The following is a 17,163-nucleotide window of genomic DNA, read 5'->3' as shown; positions in this document are numbered from 1 at the left end:
AAATCCGGCGTTAATAAAATCATTGGCTCGGTCGATAAAGTCGGAAACCACTGTCTGAGCGCAGCGAGTCTGGTTTGCGACCGGCCGACACCTTGATTTTTAGCCAGGGATTTATACAGCCTTGATTTTTTGGCGGTACCTTTTGCATCAAGGCAAAAGGTAGCTATAGATATAAACAGTAATACTAGTCTTAGGTTTCCCGTAAGCGAATACTCAATTAGTACTATATCAATTCGTAAAAACCTCTTTTTCCTATACGGATTTTAGTGCCTGTTGCTAATGAAACAGGCTGCATGATCTCCGTGATTTTGGCATCATTTACCTGTACTGCTCCGCTAACTATGAGCCGTTTTATAGCCGATTTTGTCTGGTCCTGCATGAGTTTCGGAATCAGTTCGCAGAGTGGCATCTCCGTTTTTGCTGCACTGATCGTTGCAATTTGAATGGGTACAAAAGCCTGGCTGGCACTGTTTCGCTGCTGAAACTGTTTATGGAAATGGGTTTCTGCATTCTGTGCTGCAGCTGCATAGTGGTATTGTGTAATAATATTACGGGCAATTGCTTTTTTGATCAGCATAGGGTTGGTTCCTGCAGCAAGTTGCGCAGACAGATTTTCTTTTTTCTCTATGCTAAAGTCAGTACAAAGGAGCAGAAACTCTGGTATCAATGCATCCGGTATAGACATTGTTTTGCCGAACATGTCTTCGGGACTGTCGGTAAGCCCTATCGTATTGCCCAGTGATTTACTCATCTTTTCTTTTCCGTCGGTGCCCCGCAGCAAAGGCATACACATTACGACCTGCGCCTCCAGGTGCATACTTTCCTGTAATTGCCGGCCCATAGTGCAGTTGAACAGCTGATCTGTTCCGCCTAACTCAATATCTGCCTTGATCTGTACCGAATCCCAACCTTGTAGAATAGGGTATAATAATTCATGCATCGCTATGGGTACCTGTTCTGTAAAGCGTTTATTGAAATCGTTACGCTGCAGCAGTTGTGCTAGGGTAACCCTGGAGAGTAGTATCGTCAGTTCAGCTGCAGACAAGCTATCCAGCCATTCGGCGTTGAAGCGTACGGTGGCCTTCTCTGTATCAATGATCTTTGCTAATTGCTTCAGGTAGGTAGCTGCGTTTTGCATAACCTGTTCGCGGCTCAGGGGCGGGCGGCTTTTGTTTTTACCCGTAGGGTCGCCGATACTTGCCGTAAAGCTGCCGATGACGATGATCACCTGATGACCGAGATCCTGGAACTGGCGTAGCTTACGCAGCACAACAGCATGCCCCAGATGAAGGTCCGGTGCAGTAGGGTCAAAACCTAGTTTGATCAGGAGCGGCCGCTGTGCTGCTTTTGCTGCAGCCAGTTTCTGCTTCAGGCCGCTTTCCGGTAGCATAATAGCGACCTGTTCTGATAATGTGTTCAATACATTCATGATTAAGGATATTTAAAATAAAAAAAGCCCGGACATAAAGTCCGGGCTGGTGGATATAAAATAAGTAAGTATGATCTGCTATAGATATGCCTGGTTAATGGCATGCACATACCCTGCCCGAACTACGGTCAGGCGATAATAGTTGTTGAAAAACGGCAGGCGTAATATGTGTTTTAAGAATTTCACTGATGTAAAAATAGGAAAAATATCTGTTTACTTCAAACGCTCCAGTTTCCCTTTTCGTTTGATCAGGTTTTTATAATCCCACTGTATATCGCGGGCTTTTTCAAGCCATCGTTTAAGCTCTTCGGCATTTACCTGTGCAACATCGGTGTAGCGCATCTCTGCGGCTTTAAAGGTGCCTTCATTTTGTAATGCCGGTTCTTCAAATGATTGTCCGCTCCAGAAGAGCAGGCGCATACAGTTCTTTAATTTGCTGTAACCCGCTACAGGATTGCCATCTAGAAACCATACCGGATGGGCATGCCATATCTTATTTTCGGCCTCGGGTAAATGCTTATCTATTTCCTGTGCGAGCAGGTTACCGACAGCTGCATCCTCGCTGCTCAGAGCATTATTGTAGGCTTGTATATCCGGATTCATGATGTGCGGTATTGATGATGGATACAAATATACAATTAACCGCCTTTATCAGGGTCGGGACAAATACTTCAGGTAGCGGTAATGCGAGGCGATGGCTTTGGGAATACTCAGTTCATGATAGGGCAGGCCATGCACTGCCGATAATTTTTTGATACTGGGACTTACATAATTGTATACCGTATGTGGCAGATGTGGAAAAAGGTGATGTGCTGTATGAGAGTTGAACCCGCCGAAGATCCAGTTGGCCAGCGGATTGCAGGGATGATAGTCTAATGATACCGCCAGTTGGTGTTCGTAGTAATCATAGGGTAGTAAACCTTGTTCATCTGAAACAGGAAATGCCGTTTCCATACTCAGGTGAGAGATAATGAGGGTGAGTACAAAGAACAATGAAATGCATATATGCATGATCAGGAATGCCGTTAATACTGTAGCAAACGGGATGCCGCCCATCCAGACGGGCAAGACGATCATGTAGAAAAAGTATACTGCTTTTAATAAGATCAGCTCTGCAATAAAGGCTGCGGAGTACCGCTGTTCGCCCAGGTTGGCCAGTTGTTTTTTGCGTAGATAGATAAAGTCTTTGACCAATATCCAGTGCAGGGTATACAGGCTATACAGCAGGGTGGCGTACCAGTGCTGATATCGCTGGGCTTTGCGCAAGGGCTGACTGGCAGAAAGACGGATAAATGGATTGTCATCTATATCAGCATCACAGCCATCTACATTGGGGAAGATATGATGAGACGCGATATGCCGCTTACGCCACAGGCTTGCATTGACGCCCTGTGCATTAAAGACCAGGTAAAACAATAATTTGTTGGTACCCTTGCGGGAAGAAAAGGTATTGTGTACGCAGTCATGAGCACAGTTAAAGGCCAGCAGGATGCCGGAAAGCCCCAGCGCAGTATAGTTCAGGATCAGTAGCCAGGATCTTGCGCTGACTGCCGGATTGTATACATTCAGGCACAGTCCGATGAAGAGCAGGGCATAGAAGCAGCATTTGATCTTCATCAGCCGCCTGGCTCGCTGTAATACCGGCTCTGTGAGCAGGGCCTCAGCTTCTGCTTTCAGTTCTGCATAGAATGTTGTCGATGTTTTTCTGAATCTGAGTTTCGTCAATGGACCATCGTTTTATGTAAAACGCTTATTCAGGAAGGTATATTGCCCGGAAATTTATCCGCAATCAGATTCAGCTGGATACCATGTTCCAGGTAAGCTTTCATGCCATCGAGGACAGTGGTGAAACCACCGGTGCTGTCCATTACGGTGCGCAGCAATTCATTGTCGCTCAGCTCAAAACCATAGTTCTTAATCACCACATAAGTCTGGTCTGCATTGAGTGCGGTAAAGATATAATCAACCTTTGTGGCAGGATCACCCCATACCGTAGCAATGAGCCGATCGGGTACGATCTCCAGTACCTGTACCTCGGTAGTAACGCTGTACATTTCCCATTCCCAGGTGATGGTCTTACCGGTTTCGAGTGGTCCGCTAGACTTTGTAAACCAGAATTTAGTAGTTATAGCAGGGGCGATAAATGCTCGAAATACTTCGGCTACCGGCCTGCGGATCATCATTTGGGTTTCGACAATTGCATCCATAATATCAATTTTAAAACAAATAATTATTCAAGTATGAGCATGGAGATGAAGATCGGTATAGCAATAAGTATAGCGGTACACACGGTGCCCAGTAATACCATACCCAATACTCTCCAGAAAGAAAAAGTGGTTCCTCCATTCTCAATATGCTCTTCTATTCTGTTTTTTTGAAAACGATTGGTAAGGAGCTGAAATGCAATGCCGGAGAGGAGTGGAATAACCATTCTGGGTATATTTTCCATAGCAGGAATAAAGGCCATTAATACTCCTAATGTAAAGGAGGCAATGGCAGAAAGGAGCAGGGTATTGCGTGCCTGCTTCTTCTGACCCAGTATTTTAAAGTTCTCAGAGAGTAAAATAGCCCCGGCCATGATGCCACCGAAAAAAGCACCGGCTCCTATAGCCCCTGTCTTAAACAGTTTATACGGGGTGTATTCCGGAATAATGTTTTGCTCCTGGGTTGTTTCTGGTGTGTACTGCATATTAAAGGTCTTTATTTTCGAATATCGTTTCTATTGTTTCTGTTTTTGCGGAGAACGTTGCATGCTCCTCATACACAAATTGTATGTCGAATGTTTGGTAGGCATGCTGGTTCTTAAGATTACTCTTCAGGCTTTTGGCAATGGCTCTTGCCAGTTCCTGTTGCTTTACGGTTGCTTTGGGAATGGCCGGACTGTTGGTTATGATGACCTCCAGCTGTGTTTTTTGCTTTCCGTTTTCTGTAATTGATTGTCCCGAGATGCTGATGTCTTCTGCTTCTTTAACTAATGCTGTTAATTCCGCTTCCATCTTTTTTGCATCGATATATTCCGGTGTTACCGTACGGCTTGTTGTTACCTCACAACTAGCCAGCGAGGCGAGTAATAGCATTGATAGAATGTATTTCATGTTGATGAGTGTTTGTAATCTGTCTGCAATATGCATAAAAAATTAATGAAATGCCCATTTCTTGACCGGAATCAATCGATTCCTGCGGTACTCACCCTTGATTTGCTTAAAAATATAATCGCTTATGAATCGTGTGCTGATACAGGACCGCCTTACCGGTTGCCTGTTCCTGTTGCCATTACTGGCTTACGGATTGGGAAATGCTTTATTTGACGCTGCACTGAAGACCACTACAGTGGCTGATCCTGTTTTGATTGCGGCTGGTACGCTGTTGTGGATATTGAATGCGGTGACAGTAGTTGCTGTTGCGGCAATCCTTTATCCCTTACTGCAGCAATATAGCAAAGCTGTAGCCGCCGCATACCTGGCTGCAAGGCTAATGGAAGCCGTTTTGTTGCTGATGGGGATGTTTGCTTTGAGAGCCGGCATACATACTGAGCTTACTCCTGAGCCCATGTTTCGGAATGCGGCTCTGTTTTTTTACAGGGATTGTTACCAGGTAGCAATGTTGCTGTTAGGTACAGGTAGTATGGCTTTTTGCGGCTTGTTGTGCCGTCATCGTTTACTACCCTTATCCTGGTCTGTATGGGGATTTGCCGGATATGGTTTTCTTGCTGCCGGTGCTGTTGCTGAACTGTGCGGGTTGCATTGGGGCTTATATGCATCCATTCCCGGAGGACTGTTTGAACTGACATTGGGTATACGCCTGATAGGCCGGGGATGGAACAGGCTATAAGGTACGGTTGCGTGCCATACGGGCTCTCATCCGGCTCAGCGTTTCGGGTTGTACGCCTATATAACTGGCAATCTGGTATTGAGGAACCCTCTGTATCAAAGACGGACGCTCGCGGATGAGCTTTTTGTAGCGCATTTCAGGTGTTTCCATGTAGAATTTGCGCATATCGGTTTGCATCTGCGCAAAAGACTGCTCCATTATTTTGCGGGCTATACTTTCAAAACGCGGATGCGCCTCGTACAAATCCTGCTCTTTAGAAGCGGTACCTACTACCAGTTCCGTATCCTCGCAACAGACAAGGTAATGCAGCGATGGCTTCTGGTACAGGAAGCTGTCCAAAGCAACGATCCAGTCTTCTTCAATAAAAAAGTTGTCTATTTTTTCTGTTCCCTCATGCAGTATATAAGAGCGGACACAGCCTTTGAGTACAAAATAACATTCCCGCGAAATCTGACCTTCTTTGAGCAATATAGTTCCTTTGGGATATTTGCGTACCTCCATACTGTCTGCAATAGCTTTGGATTCTTCTTCAGACAGGGAAACAATATTCTGGAAATAACGGATCAGTGTATGCGTGGAGGTCATAGTCTTGGTGATTTGGAAACAGTACTACAAAGGTACGGCAATAAAGGGCTTGTGTATCAATGTGTTTCTTTAAATATCCGGCGTTAACTATTGTTAATAAACAATTTGACGTGCGTGATTTCAAGTGCTGAAATGCAGGGTAGATAATGGCCTCTGAGCTGTTTGTATGGCATTTTTTATTGATGTACTTTAGCTTTAAAATATTTGTATGAAATCAATCTTTACCTGTATCTTTTTATTGTGTGCAGGAACCACTTTTGCACAGAGTCAATTTCCTTATTTTCTGACCGGCACCTGGAAGGTTGAGGGGAAGAATACTTTTGAGCATTGGGCACTGGAGACCCCTACTGTATTAAAAGGAGAAGGGTATGAGGTGCGTAAGAATGATGCACACAAGACTACGGAATACCTGTCTATTACTTACAAGGGAAAGGATATTATATATACGGCTACTGTGCCGGGGCAGAATAAGGGTAAGCCGGTCGACTTTAAACTGGTGCGCTCGGATAGTATATTTGTTTTTGAGAACAAAGCACATGATTTTCCTAAACAGATCATTTACCGGCTCATTGGTCCGAATGAGTTGAAGGTTAAGGTAACAGATGGCGGGCTTAAAGGCTTTACATTAATCATGAACAGGGTACTTCCGGAAATGCCTGCCACTGCACAAGCTATTGACAATCCCAGGTATGATGAAGCATTGACCCGTAAACTGGGAGGGGATGAATATGGTATGAAAAGCTACTGGCTTGTTATTCTGAAAACCGGTCCGGTTGTGATGACCAATAAGGATTCTGTCGGTACTATTTTTAAAGGGCATCTGGCTAATATTGAACGCCTGGCCGAGGCGCGTAAAATTATTGTAGCCGGGCCTCTGGGTAAAAATGATCATAACTACCGGGGTATATTTATCCTGAATGATATAAAGACTATCGAAGAAGCAGGCGCTTTGTTACAAACTGATCCTGCGATACAGAGTGGTCTGTTGGAGCCGGAGATCTACCCCTGGTACGGTTCGGCAGCATTGCCGGAATACCTGGAAGCAGCAGATAAGATCTGGAAATCCAGACCTTAGATCCAGTTCGAGATAAATAATTTTCAAAAAAGACCAGGTTGGGCAATCCATCCTGGTCTTTTGTTCGTATGTAAGGATATACCAAACAACCTTTAAACGAATTAATTATGAAAAAGCAAGCACTATTATGGATGATGTTCAGTGCCTCAGTAATCGGAATGGCTTCCTGTATGTCTTCAACGGATTCTAAAAGTGAAACGGAGCAAACTGCAGCAATGAAAGATGCCGCTCCTGCAACCGAAGCTCCAAAAGCAGAGCAAGGGGTAGAAGTAGGTGGCGATATGATGGTTCCTTCTAAAAATATCGTGGAAAACGCTATGGGATCGAATGATCATACCACACTGGTTGCTGCTGTAAAAGCAGCCGGCCTGGTAGAAACACTTAGCGGTGCGGGACCATTTACGGTATTTGCCCCTACAAATGAGGCCTTTGCAAAAGTGCCTAAAGCTACTCTGGATAACCTGATGAAGCCAGAACAAAAAGAAGCACTGACCAAAATACTGACGTACCATGTGGTAGCTGGTGCCTATACCTCTAAAGACCTGAAAGATGGTATGGAACTGACTACGGTGCAGGGTGGAAAAATAAAACTGATGATGAAAGACGGCTCCTGGTGGGTTAATGGTGCTAAGATTACGATTCCTGATGTGATCAGTAAGAATGGCGTTACTTATGTGATTGACGGTGTACTGATGCCGAAATAAGAGATTGAGCGGGGAATGATGAAAAGAGCAAGCCGGGGCGTAATTACGCCCCGGCTTGCTCTTTTATAGGATTATTTTTTCAGGAATTGTTTGGTATACAATGCTCCGCTGCGGATCAATTGCTGTTTTTCGCTTTCTGATAATTTACGGATACGCGGACCAATCCCTGAAGAGGAAATGGAGATTGTCCGGTCCCAATCTGCTTGTGTAAGCGTGTTGCGATTCAGGTTTTCGATAGTATAAACATACAGCGCGGTAATGTAACTGTTCAGATTCCGTATTGATGCAGGCGCGAGTGTGCCCGATTGTTGTCCGTCCAGACTGATCTGTTCCGGCTCGTCGATGCGTACACCTAGTGTTGCCGGATTGGGGATGCGCAGGGCAGGCTGTATGGTATTATCGATACGGTCAAAAAGAAATATCGGGAAATTACCGGTAAGGCCACCGTCTACAACGATGTCCAGACGAGGCGGAATATGTTTGCCTCTATATACTGTGCCCTGTGCATCAATAAAGGACGCTTCAAAATATAAAGGGATGGACATGGATATGCTTACGGCATCCTTAACCTTCATGTCCGGATAGGTCTCCCGGGAGAATACCAGTAGCTGCTGCCGGTTCAGGCAGGTTCCGGTCACATAAAGAGATTTATAACCGGCGGCCTGCATTGCTGCAAAGGTAATGTCTGCATTACCGGTTTTACGGGATATGACATCGCCCAGCCATCGTTCAAATGCCTGTTTTCGGTACCAGCCATAATGCCTGCGCATCCTGCTCCAGCCACCGGCAAACCAGTACTTTCCATCATTGAATTGTTCGAATGGTGTTTCTTCAGCAAGGTGATATATTTCTTCTGAGGAATAGCCCAGCGCCACCATCAGTGCGGTAATGGCGCCGGCAGAGGTGCCGCCGACTTTCTGAATGCCGGGTAGAATATGCTCCTGCTCCAGGACCTTAATCACACCACTGTAGGCGATTCCCCTGATGCCTCCACCCTCAAATACCAGATTGTGATAAGTAGCAGTCTGTGCATAAGATAAAAACGGAAGGATGCTCATAAAGAGCCAGAGTAGATATTTGCGCATACCGTATGGTGATTTCAATTATCTATAAAACGAAAAAGGCAGCACAAAAAATGTGCTGCCTTTTTAAAAGTATGGTTAACAGAAGATTAGTTCTGTGCAAATGCTCTTAAGATCGCCTGTCCGTCCAGGTTGTTCAGCTGAGGGCTGCAGGCACGTTCAGGGTGAGGCATCATACCGAATACATTACGGCCTTCGTTACAGATACCGGCAATGTTCAGTGTAGTACCATTAGGGTTTACTGCATCAGAGATCTCGCCGTTCTCATCACAGTATCTGAAGATGATCTGGTTGTTTTCTTCCAGTTTCTTCAGTGTTTCTGCATCAGCGTGGTAGCGGCCTTCGCCGTGTGCCACCGGAATTTTCAGGGCACCATTACCTACTACATCAGATACGATGTTGTTGCTACCAGCATTAACGATATAAGTATTCTTACATGTGAATTTCTGGTGATCGTTCTGTAATAACACACCTGGCAATAAACCTGCTTCGCATAAGATCTGGAAACCGTTACATACACCCAGTACTTTACCACCTTTGTTGGCAAACTCGATCACTTGTTCCATCATTGGGCTGAAGCGGGCCAGTGCACCACATCTCAGATAGTCTCCGTAAGAGAAGCCTCCCGGAAGCACAATGCAGTCATCAGTTGTGAAATCGCTGAGATCATTGTCTTTATGCCATAACATTTTTACCTCTTGTTGCAGGTCGTCCTGAAGGGCATTTTGCATGTCTCTGTCACAGTTAGAACCGGGAAAAACAACGATACCAAATTTCATATTGTATATATATTTCTAAAATTGTATAATCTTAATGATAAAACCACTGAAGGTAAATGATTACCGCCAGCAGTAAAAAATTCAGACTTTCTGCAAACCATTTCGGTTTTTTAAGGAACCAGATATTGCTGATAAACAGAGTAGCAGGCAGCAAAGTTACAATCCAAATCTCATTACCCAAAGTAAAAATCGGAATTGTGCTTAAAATACTGACAAAAAGGAAGATAATATTGATCCACCACATCTTTTTGATCTGGAAAAGCATGCGGTTCATATGCTGGTTGAGCAGGATAAAACCTGTAATCGTCAATAATCCTAGGGTTGCGGTCGCAATTACCGCCGGTACCGGCAGCAGTTTGGGCAGGGTGAAATGTACTGAGAAGATGCTGGAAAAAATATACAGACTATCGGTCAGGTAAGCGATTCCGCCCAGTATATATACTGGTGTAGCCATACCCAGCAGCGTCACCATCCACTCCACCAGCTTGAAAGGGCGCAGGATCAGTAAGGCTATGGTAATGAAAAATATAAAGAATACGTTCGGGAAGCTGAGCAGAAACAGCAGGCTGTAGAGACAACCGATATTGAACAGGCTTTTACGGGCATGCTGATCGGCATAGGTAGAATAGACCAGGTTGATCAGGCCCAGGAACAGCCAGTTGTTCAGCATCTCTGCAGAAAAAAGGCTCCATTCCGGCAATAAAGAACTGACCATTATATAAGTATATGCCGGTAAATAGGTCCGTTTGCTGAAAAAATGGAATTTATTGGTAATGTAATTGAGGTAGAGTGCCTGTCCGGCAATATTCACAGTGGCCAGGAAGGTATAGAAAAAGCTTCCTCCACCGAAAATGTCCATGAATTTGCGCAGGAATATGCCCCATAAAACCTGATGTTGTTCCATATGTGGTACAACAGCATGAGATAATACATTGAATTTCAGGACTAAAGTCAGAATGAGCAATATGATGATTGCATAGGGATTCTGATTTTTGAACAGCTTAATCACTAAGGATGTAACGTTTAACGAAGGTTATATAACAATCGCGAATATCGTAAAACTAATTTAATTTATCTACTTTAATAATTTGATATTTAGGTTTTTTACTACCTTTGCATCCGCTATGCAAATTCAGTTATTAAAGTCCAAAATCCATAGAGTTACGGTTACGGAAGCTAATCTTAACTATATCGGTAGCATTACCATCGATCAGGATCTGATGGATGCCGCTAATATCATTGAAAATGAAAAAGTTCAGATTGTAAATATCAATAATGGAGAGCGTCTGGAAACGTATGTGATTAAAGGCCAGAGAGGTAGCGGTCAGATCTGCCTGAATGGCCCGGCTGCACGTAAAGTAACTCCGGGAGATATGATCATCATTATCTCTTATTGTATTATGGATTTTGAAGAGGCGAAGCAATATGAGCCTACAATTATTTTCCCTAAAGAAAACAATACCCTTTAAAGGATACCTTATTTTAAATAAAACAGGAAAGCGTACTTTTGAGTGCGCTTTTTTTTATCAGCGCAATTACCAGTACCTATATAAAAACGATAGAAATGAAGACGAAATCGGCCTTTTTTTGCCAGAGCTGCGGTTATGAAAGTACAAAATGGGCCGGAAAATGCCCGAATTGTAATGAGTGGAACACATTTGTAGAAGAAGTCAAAGAGAAGCCTTCTGCAAAGGCAGATATTAAAGAATTGTGGACCGAAGATACGGTTAAGGCTATGAATAAAGCCAAAAGCATATCTGAAATACAGACAGAAGAGGAGATACGCTATGCACTACCGGATGAGGAACTGAACCGCACCCTGGGCGGGGGACTGGTACAGGGCTCTGTAACCCTCATTGCCGGAGATCCCGGAATTGGAAAATCGACATTGTTCCTGCAAGCAGCACTGAAAGCCACACAGTTGAGGGTACTATATGTATCGGGAGAGGAAAGTATGCACCAGATCAAAATGCGTGCAGACCGTATCGGTATTTCCAATCCAAACCTGTTCCTGCTTACCGCCACCAATACCCAGACAATATTTCAGGAAGTAAAGAAGATACAGCCCAACTGGGTTATTATTGATTCCATACAAACCCTGGAGTCTCCTTATATAGAGAGTGCCCCGGGTAGCGTATCGCAGGTGCGCGAATGCGCGGCCGAGCTGCAGCGTTTTGCCAAGCAGACCAATACACCGGTGTCCATAATCGGTCATATTACAAAAGAGGGTAGTATTGCTGGTCCTAAAATACTGGAACATATGGTTGATACCGTGTTGCAGTTTGAAGGAGACCGGCATTATGCCTACCGCATCTTGCGTACCCTGAAAAACCGCTTTGGTTCTACCGCCGAGCTGGGTATATATGAAATGGTACATAATGGGATGCGCGGTGTGAGTAATCCTTCAGATATCCTCATTACACAGCATGAAGAAGCCCTGAGTGGTATTGCCATCGCGGCAGCTATCGAAGGGATGCGTCCGCTGATGATCGAGACACAGGCATTGGTGTCGCAGGCCGTATATGGCACGCCGCAGCGTACCGTGAACGGATTTGACCTGCGTCGCCTGCAGTTGTTACTGGCGGTACTGGAAAAGAGGGGTGGTTTTCACTTTGGTATGAAGGATGTATTCCTCAATATTGCCGGAGGCCTGCGTATTGAAGACCCGTCTATTGACCTGGCGATTGTTTGTGCATTATTGTCTTCATACGAAGATCAGCCATTGCCGGCCAATGTGTGCTTTATCGGGGAGGTAGGCCTTTCCGGTGAGATCCGTGCTGTAAACCGTATTGAGCAACGCATCGCAGAAGCAGATAAAATGGGTATGGATGCCGTATTTATTCCCAAAGCAAATACTAAAGGGCTTGATATCAGTAAATTCAAAATAGAAGTGCGTTCGGTAAATAAGGTCTCTGATATATACCAGGCCTTATTTTAAATGCTGAATGCTGAAAAATATATATTTTCGTACCTCTTAAACAAAAACAAGAAAACGCAAAAACACAATGGAACATTTATTATCCTTTGACAGTATCCTGAGTTTTGTCATCCTGGTCGTACTAGAAGTCGTACTGGGTATTGACAATGTGATCTTTGTCAGCATTATCCTGAACCGCCTCCCGGAGCACCTGCGCAAAAAGGGACGCACCATCTGGATGTTTACCGGTATTGCTGTGCGCTGCCTGCTGTTGATGGCGTTGAGCTGGTTACTGTCACAGAAAGGGAAACCTTTATTTACGATAATGGACAAGGGCTTTGACCTGGCGAGCCTCGTTATGCTGCTAGGCGGTACATTCCTTATATATAAAACGGTAAAAGAGATTCATGCCAAGCTGGAAGGGGAGGAGCACCATGAGACGGGTAATAAGCCGATGCTGAGCCTGCCACAGGCAGTTTCTCAGATCATCCTGATCGATATGATCTTCAGCTTCGACAGTATCATTACTGCAGGCGGTACTGCAAAACATATTGAAATCATGGTAGCTGCGGTAGTAGTGGCAATGTTTGTAATGTTCCGTTTCAGTCCCAATATCGCCAGTTTTATTGAAAAGCATCCGACCATTAAGATCCTGGCTTTATCATTCCTGGTTATGATCGGCTTTGTGCTACTGGTAGAGGGCTGGAATGCTGAAAAAGCACATGATTTACACCTGAAAAATTACGCTTATTTCGCAATGGCCTTCTCTGTAATCGTAGAAATGGTTAACCTCAGGGCCGCGAGAAAAAGCAAAGAACGTGCAGACCGAATGGCTGAAATGGCCGAAGACCTGGGAAAGGTGGAAAAAGATATGGGTATTGATTAATGTCCTCTATATCAATCAGTATTAATTGAATATAATTTAGTGATGTACCTTGAAAAGGGTACATCACACTTTTAAACCATATGGCAACAACCCATCATTCCCGTTTACATTACCTTGATTCTGCCAGGGGCATTGCCGCCATGATGGTACTGGTTGGGCATTACATCAGCTGGAAGTTTGATCATCATATGGCAGTGCGTTATCTTTCCCTGCTGGTCAATGAAAATGATGCCGTATCCTTCTTTTTTGTGCTGAGTGGTTTTGTGCTGGCATATCCTTTCCTGGTCCTGGATAAGAAAATGGATATCGGGAAATTTTACGTCAATCGTTTCTTTAGACTGTATCCCGGTTTCCTGGCCGCCTTCCTGATCAACTATATATATTCTATACGCCATGATCTGAATTGGGCAGAAGTGAGTAAAGTTCTTTTGCACAGCGACAGGGGCTTCTGGCAGGAATTTTTCCTGCTTCGGGGCAATAATCAGCATTTTCTTCCCGGCTGGACTTTAGGCATTGAGATGGCAGCATCTTTCCTGATACCTTTCCTGATCCTGGCTGTGCGGTACAATAAGAAACTGGCCAACTGGCTCTTATTGGCCATATTCCTGGGCAACCTGGTGATCGGTTCATTTATGATTCACTTTGCATTAGGTATCTGGGTAGCTGCAAATTTCAATCTTATTTCCGGACCTGAATTTCATAAATCAGCCTTGTACAGATACCGGGTTCCGCTGGTTTTAGTGGCCATGGTACTCTTTTCTTTACGTAAAATAGACAGGCTCTCTGCTTTCGGACCGTTTTTTAAGACATTTGCCGATTATACCCATATAGATTTCTTTGTCTATTCCGGCATTGCCTCTTTCATTTTCCTGGTGTATTGTATTCATTTCAAAGGCGTACAGCGTATCCTGGAGAGTAAGCTATTATTGTTCTATGGTAAAATATCGTACGGTATCTACCTGGTACACTGGGTGTTAGTGCGATTTATATATGATCACTGGGACCGGTTGAACGATTTGCTGGGCGGGTCGGAGCAACGCACCTTTATATTGTTGTTTTTTGCCCTGCTGGGAACCTCTACCTTGCTGGCCCTGGCCATCTATCACTGGATAGAGCTACCCTTTATGCGACTGGGCAAAAAGATTGCCGGACGGATGAAAGCTACTGTCGAAATTTAAACGCAAATATCAGTACTTAGATTTGGAATAATAAGTTACGAGGCGTACCTTTGCACCCAAATTTAATAGATAATTTTATTATAAATATATGTCAGGTCAACTTAAAGAAGTAAGATTACGCATACAATCGGTTACCTCCACGCAACAGATCACCAAAGCAATGAAAATGGTGAGTGCTGCTAAACTGCGCCGTGCTCAGGATGCGATTTTGCAAATGCGTCCGTATACACAGAAGATGCAGGAAATGCTGAGCAATATCGTAAGTAGCCTTAGTGATAATATGGTGCTGGAACTGGCAGATGAGCGTGCAATTGAGCGTGTACTGATTATCGTTATTACTTCTGACAGAGGTACTTGTGGTGCATATAATACAAACGTAATTAAGGCAGCGAAACAACTGATCGCTGATAAATATGCCAATAAAGAAGTAACTATCCTGCCTATCGGTAAGAAAGGTTATGAGTATTTCGTAAAACATGGTTATACTGTAAATGCGGATTACTGGAGCATGTTTGCTGATCTGGGCTTTGAAAATGTAAAAAGAGCTGCAATCTATGCACAACAGGCATTCCTGAATAAAGAATTTGATAAAGTAGAACTGGCATACAGCCAATTCAAAAATGCAGCTACTCAGGTTTTCGTAACAGAAGAATACCTGCCGATCCCTAAAGTAGAAAAAGCAGAGAATCAAAAAGAAACGGACTTCATCTTCGAACCGTCTAAAGATACCCTGATTGCAGAACTGATGCCACGTATCCTGAATACACAAGTGTATAAAGCAATCCTGGATGCACATGCTTCTGAGCACGGTGCCCGTATGACTGCGATGGATAAAGCAACTGAAAATGCAAATGAGATTCTGAAAAGCCTGAAAATCTCTTACAACAGAGCGCGCCAGGCAGCGATCACTACCGAGCTGACCGAGATCGTAAGTGGTGCAGCAGCATTACAAGGTTAATACTAAAGTATTTATATACAAAAAGCGTACTCCTCGGAGTACGCTTTTTTATTGTCTTGAAGTTTAAAATCGTTGAGTGCTTTCTAGGATATCAGGCTGTGCTTTAGCCGGAATGGAGTATTAATACCAAAGCCTTCCTTCAACAGCGTCTATATAGCTTAATGCTTCTTTACTGATCGGAGTACGCAGCTGGTCTTTCGGGATGCGCATTATCTTTGACCAGGTTTTAAACCATGTTTTCAGATCAAAGCCGGTCTTTTTCAGCACGAGCAGAGACCAGAGGGCAGCTGTGGTATAAAAGTACTTTTTAGGCAGGTATTTCCAGGCTACTGTCGATTTGTTGTACCATAGCATGGCCTGTTTCTCACTATTGGTCACGCGGCCTAAAGGAGACTCTTTATGCAGGACTTTAACCGCTTCGCTATAGCCTATTGTATATCCTGCATTTAAAATACGGAATCCCAGATCATACTCTTCTGTACCGTAAAAGAAAGTGGTAGGATATAAGCCAATTTCATTGAACAAGGCCCTGCGCACCAAATGAGCCCCTCCGATAAAATAAGAGGTCAGGAATTGTTGACGGCCTATATATTTTGATTGTTTTTTATGGGGGAATGCCGTTTTCTGGCGCTCCAGCGTATCATAGTAAAATACGCAGAAACTAACTATAGCAGTATTGTTCTGGGCAAACAGGGGTTCATTAAAGGTGCCGGCAGCATTACGAATACCGTTGACATCATCAAAAACCACATCATCATCCAGCACAAAGAGCAGGGGGTATTTTGCCTCCTGGATCAGGTAATTTCTTCCGCGGGCCACCCCGAGGTTCTCAGAATGCTCAATATAGCGGATATTCATTTCCGGATGCTCTGCAATATAAGCTTTAAGGCGATCGTAAGAAACGGTAGAAGCATTATTTAAAAGCAATACTTCTCCTATATAAAGATCATAATCTACCTGGGTTTTAAGGCTTTTTAATAACTCCAGAGTATCTTCTTCACGGTTATAGGTAATGATGAGTATGCTTAAACGTTCCGTCATTCAACAATGAATTTATAGGGAACAAATTTACAGTAATAAAACCAGATATCTTGATTAATTTCGGGGCATGAATGCAGACGTAAACCGCGCTATAGAAGTATTATCCGCAGGAGGACTGATCTTGTATCCGACCGATACGGTATGGGGAATAGGGTGTGATGCCACTAATGATGAAGCGGTAAAAAAAGTGTTTGCACTCAAGCAACGCGATGACCGTAAGAGCCTGATCATTTTACTGCCGGATGCTAAATCGGTGTTCAATTATGTAGCCAATCCCATTCCTGATCTGCTGGGCCTGCTGGAGTCTTTTGACCGGCCTACTACAGTTATTTACCCGCAGGCGATAGGATTGGCAGAGCATGCCGTGCATGCCGATGGCACAGTGGCTATCCGGGTTACAAATGATCCTTTTTGTAAAACACTACTGAAACGTTATAAGAAACCGATTGTCTCCACCTCTGCCAATATCAGCGGGATGCCAACGGCACCATTGTTTACTGATATTGATGTCCGTATCAAAGAGGGTGTTGACTATGTAGTCACACACCGTCAGGACGATACCGCCATTCAGCCCCCATCGCGGATTGTGAAATGGGAAGAGGATGGAAGCATTACGATTATAAGAGATTAAAAGTGTTGGGGCGCCCGGCCCGGGGGGGACAACACTAATTATAAAAAATTTTAGTTTTTTGGTGGGT

General features: G+C 44.1%; 20 protein-coding genes. 9 read left to right on the top strand and 11 right to left on the bottom strand.

Translation table 11 applies throughout. The annotated features are described in order from the left end of the window. Positions 1-223: 223 nt before the first annotated feature. The 6 genes from tyrS to FTD44_RS01075 all read right to left on the bottom strand — a co-directional run bounded on the left by tyrS (position 224) and on the right by FTD44_RS01075 (position 4,524). A complete protein-coding gene (gene tyrS / locus FTD44_RS01100) occupies positions 224-1,429 on the bottom strand; it encodes a tyrosine--tRNA ligase (RefSeq protein WP_222164778.1) in 1,206 nt (401 codons plus the stop codon). A gap of 213 nt (positions 1,430-1,642) precedes the next feature. Then, complete coding sequence (locus FTD44_RS01095) at positions 1,643-2,032, bottom strand: DUF1801 domain-containing protein (protein ID WP_222164777.1); 390 nt, start codon at positions 2,030-2,032, stop codon at positions 1,643-1,645. Positions 2,033-2,080: 48 nt separating this feature from the next. Further along, positions 2,081-3,154 carry a fatty acid desaturase family protein gene (locus tag FTD44_RS01090; protein WP_222164776.1) on the bottom strand — a complete coding sequence of 358 codons (1,074 nt, stop codon included), beginning with the start codon at positions 3,152-3,154 and terminating at the stop codon, positions 2,081-2,083. 29 nt (positions 3,155-3,183) lie between these two features. Beyond that, positions 3,184-3,636: an SRPBCC family protein gene (locus FTD44_RS01085; protein ID WP_222164775.1), complete on the bottom strand. Its 453-nt coding sequence runs from the start codon at positions 3,634-3,636 to the stop codon at positions 3,184-3,186. Between the two features lie 23 nt (positions 3,637-3,659). Then, the gene (locus FTD44_RS01080) at positions 3,660-4,118 is read right to left on the bottom strand and encodes a hypothetical protein (RefSeq protein ID WP_222164774.1); all 459 of its coding nucleotides are present in this window, start codon (positions 4,116-4,118) and stop codon (positions 3,660-3,662) included. Position 4,119: 1 nt separating this feature from the next. Next, positions 4,120-4,524: a hypothetical protein gene (locus tag FTD44_RS01075; RefSeq protein ID WP_222164773.1), complete on the bottom strand. Its 405-nt coding sequence runs from the start codon at positions 4,522-4,524 to the stop codon at positions 4,120-4,122. A gap of 124 nt (positions 4,525-4,648) precedes the next feature. Between FTD44_RS01075 and FTD44_RS01070 the strand changes: the two genes are divergently transcribed. Further along, positions 4,649-5,260: a DUF4386 family protein gene (locus tag FTD44_RS01070; protein ID WP_222164772.1), complete on the top strand. Its 612-nt coding sequence runs from the start codon at positions 4,649-4,651 to the stop codon at positions 5,258-5,260. On the opposite strand, the gene FTD44_RS01065 is transcribed toward FTD44_RS01070, so the two are convergent. Then, positions 5,255-5,845 (bottom strand): Crp/Fnr family transcriptional regulator, encoded by a 591-nt coding sequence (locus FTD44_RS01065; protein WP_129021080.1) that lies wholly within the window; start codon positions 5,843-5,845, stop codon positions 5,255-5,257. The two genes, FTD44_RS01070 and FTD44_RS01065, sit on opposite strands and share 6 nt — an antisense overlap. 208 nt (positions 5,846-6,053) lie before the next feature. On the opposite strand from FTD44_RS01065, the gene FTD44_RS01060 reads away from it, so the two are divergent. Continuing rightward, positions 6,054-6,920: a DUF6265 family protein gene (locus tag FTD44_RS01060; protein ID WP_222164771.1), complete on the top strand. Its 867-nt coding sequence runs from the start codon at positions 6,054-6,056 to the stop codon at positions 6,918-6,920. A 107-nt stretch (positions 6,921-7,027) separates the two neighbouring features. Then, on the top strand, positions 7,028-7,624 hold the full coding sequence (locus FTD44_RS01055) for a fasciclin domain-containing protein (RefSeq protein WP_246625304.1): 597 nt from the start codon (positions 7,028-7,030) through the stop codon (positions 7,622-7,624). A 71-nt stretch (positions 7,625-7,695) separates the two neighbouring features. Here the strand turns inward: FTD44_RS01055 and FTD44_RS01050 are convergent, their stop codons facing one another. The 3 genes from FTD44_RS01050 to FTD44_RS01040 all read right to left on the bottom strand — a co-directional run bounded on the left by FTD44_RS01050 (position 7,696) and on the right by FTD44_RS01040 (position 10,494). Next, entirely contained in the window at positions 7,696-8,709 is a 1,014-nt protein-coding gene (locus FTD44_RS01050) for a patatin-like phospholipase family protein (protein ID WP_222164770.1), read from the bottom strand. Positions 8,710-8,795: 86 nt separating this feature from the next. Then, the gene (gene purQ, locus FTD44_RS01045) at positions 8,796-9,485 is read right to left on the bottom strand and encodes a phosphoribosylformylglycinamidine synthase I (RefSeq protein WP_222164769.1); all 690 of its coding nucleotides are present in this window, start codon (positions 9,483-9,485) and stop codon (positions 8,796-8,798) included. 31 nt (positions 9,486-9,516) lie between these two features. Further along, on the bottom strand, positions 9,517-10,494 hold the full coding sequence (locus FTD44_RS01040) for a hypothetical protein (RefSeq protein WP_222164768.1): 978 nt from the start codon (positions 10,492-10,494) through the stop codon (positions 9,517-9,519). 115 nt (positions 10,495-10,609) lie between these two features. Here FTD44_RS01040 and panD point away from each other — a divergent pair, with 115 nt between their 5' ends. From panD to atpG, 5 genes are all read left to right on the top strand, one after another. Beyond that, positions 10,610-10,954 carry an aspartate 1-decarboxylase gene (panD, locus tag FTD44_RS01035; RefSeq protein WP_129021086.1) on the top strand — a complete coding sequence of 115 codons (345 nt, stop codon included), beginning with the start codon at positions 10,610-10,612 and terminating at the stop codon, positions 10,952-10,954. 95 nt (positions 10,955-11,049) lie between these two features. Continuing rightward, complete coding sequence (gene radA, locus FTD44_RS01030; RefSeq protein ID WP_222164767.1) at positions 11,050-12,423, top strand: DNA repair protein RadA; 1,374 nt, start codon at positions 11,050-11,052, stop codon at positions 12,421-12,423. Between the two features lie 67 nt (positions 12,424-12,490). Next, complete coding sequence (locus FTD44_RS01025; RefSeq protein ID WP_222164766.1) at positions 12,491-13,288, top strand: TerC family protein; 798 nt, start codon at positions 12,491-12,493, stop codon at positions 13,286-13,288. A gap of 80 nt (positions 13,289-13,368) precedes the next feature. After that, positions 13,369-14,466, top strand: a complete 1,098-nt coding sequence (locus FTD44_RS01020; RefSeq protein ID WP_222164765.1) for an acyltransferase family protein — start codon at positions 13,369-13,371, stop codon at positions 14,464-14,466. Between the two features lie 88 nt (positions 14,467-14,554). Beyond that, positions 14,555-15,424, top strand: coding sequence for an ATP synthase F1 subunit gamma (gene atpG, locus FTD44_RS01015; protein ID WP_222164764.1), 870 nt, complete (start codon positions 14,555-14,557; stop codon positions 15,422-15,424). A 120-nt stretch (positions 15,425-15,544) separates the two neighbouring features. On the opposite strand, the gene FTD44_RS01010 is transcribed toward atpG, so the two are convergent. Continuing rightward, on the bottom strand, positions 15,545-16,465 hold the full coding sequence (locus FTD44_RS01010) for a glycosyltransferase family 2 protein (protein ID WP_222164763.1): 921 nt from the start codon (positions 16,463-16,465) through the stop codon (positions 15,545-15,547). Positions 16,466-16,532: 67 nt separating this feature from the next. On the opposite strand from FTD44_RS01010, the gene FTD44_RS01005 reads away from it, so the two are divergent. Further along, positions 16,533-17,096: an L-threonylcarbamoyladenylate synthase gene (locus FTD44_RS01005; RefSeq protein WP_222164762.1), complete on the top strand. Its 564-nt coding sequence runs from the start codon at positions 16,533-16,535 to the stop codon at positions 17,094-17,096. Positions 17,097-17,163: the final 67 nt, after the last annotated feature.

The sequence above is a fragment of the Edaphocola aurantiacus genome (assembly GCF_019797745.1).
Classification (GTDB): Bacteria; Bacteroidota; Bacteroidia; order Chitinophagales; family Chitinophagaceae; genus Edaphocola; species Edaphocola aurantiacus.
The sequence above is the reverse complement of the archived record's forward strand: the minus strand, read 5'-3'. Positions and strand labels throughout refer to the sequence as shown.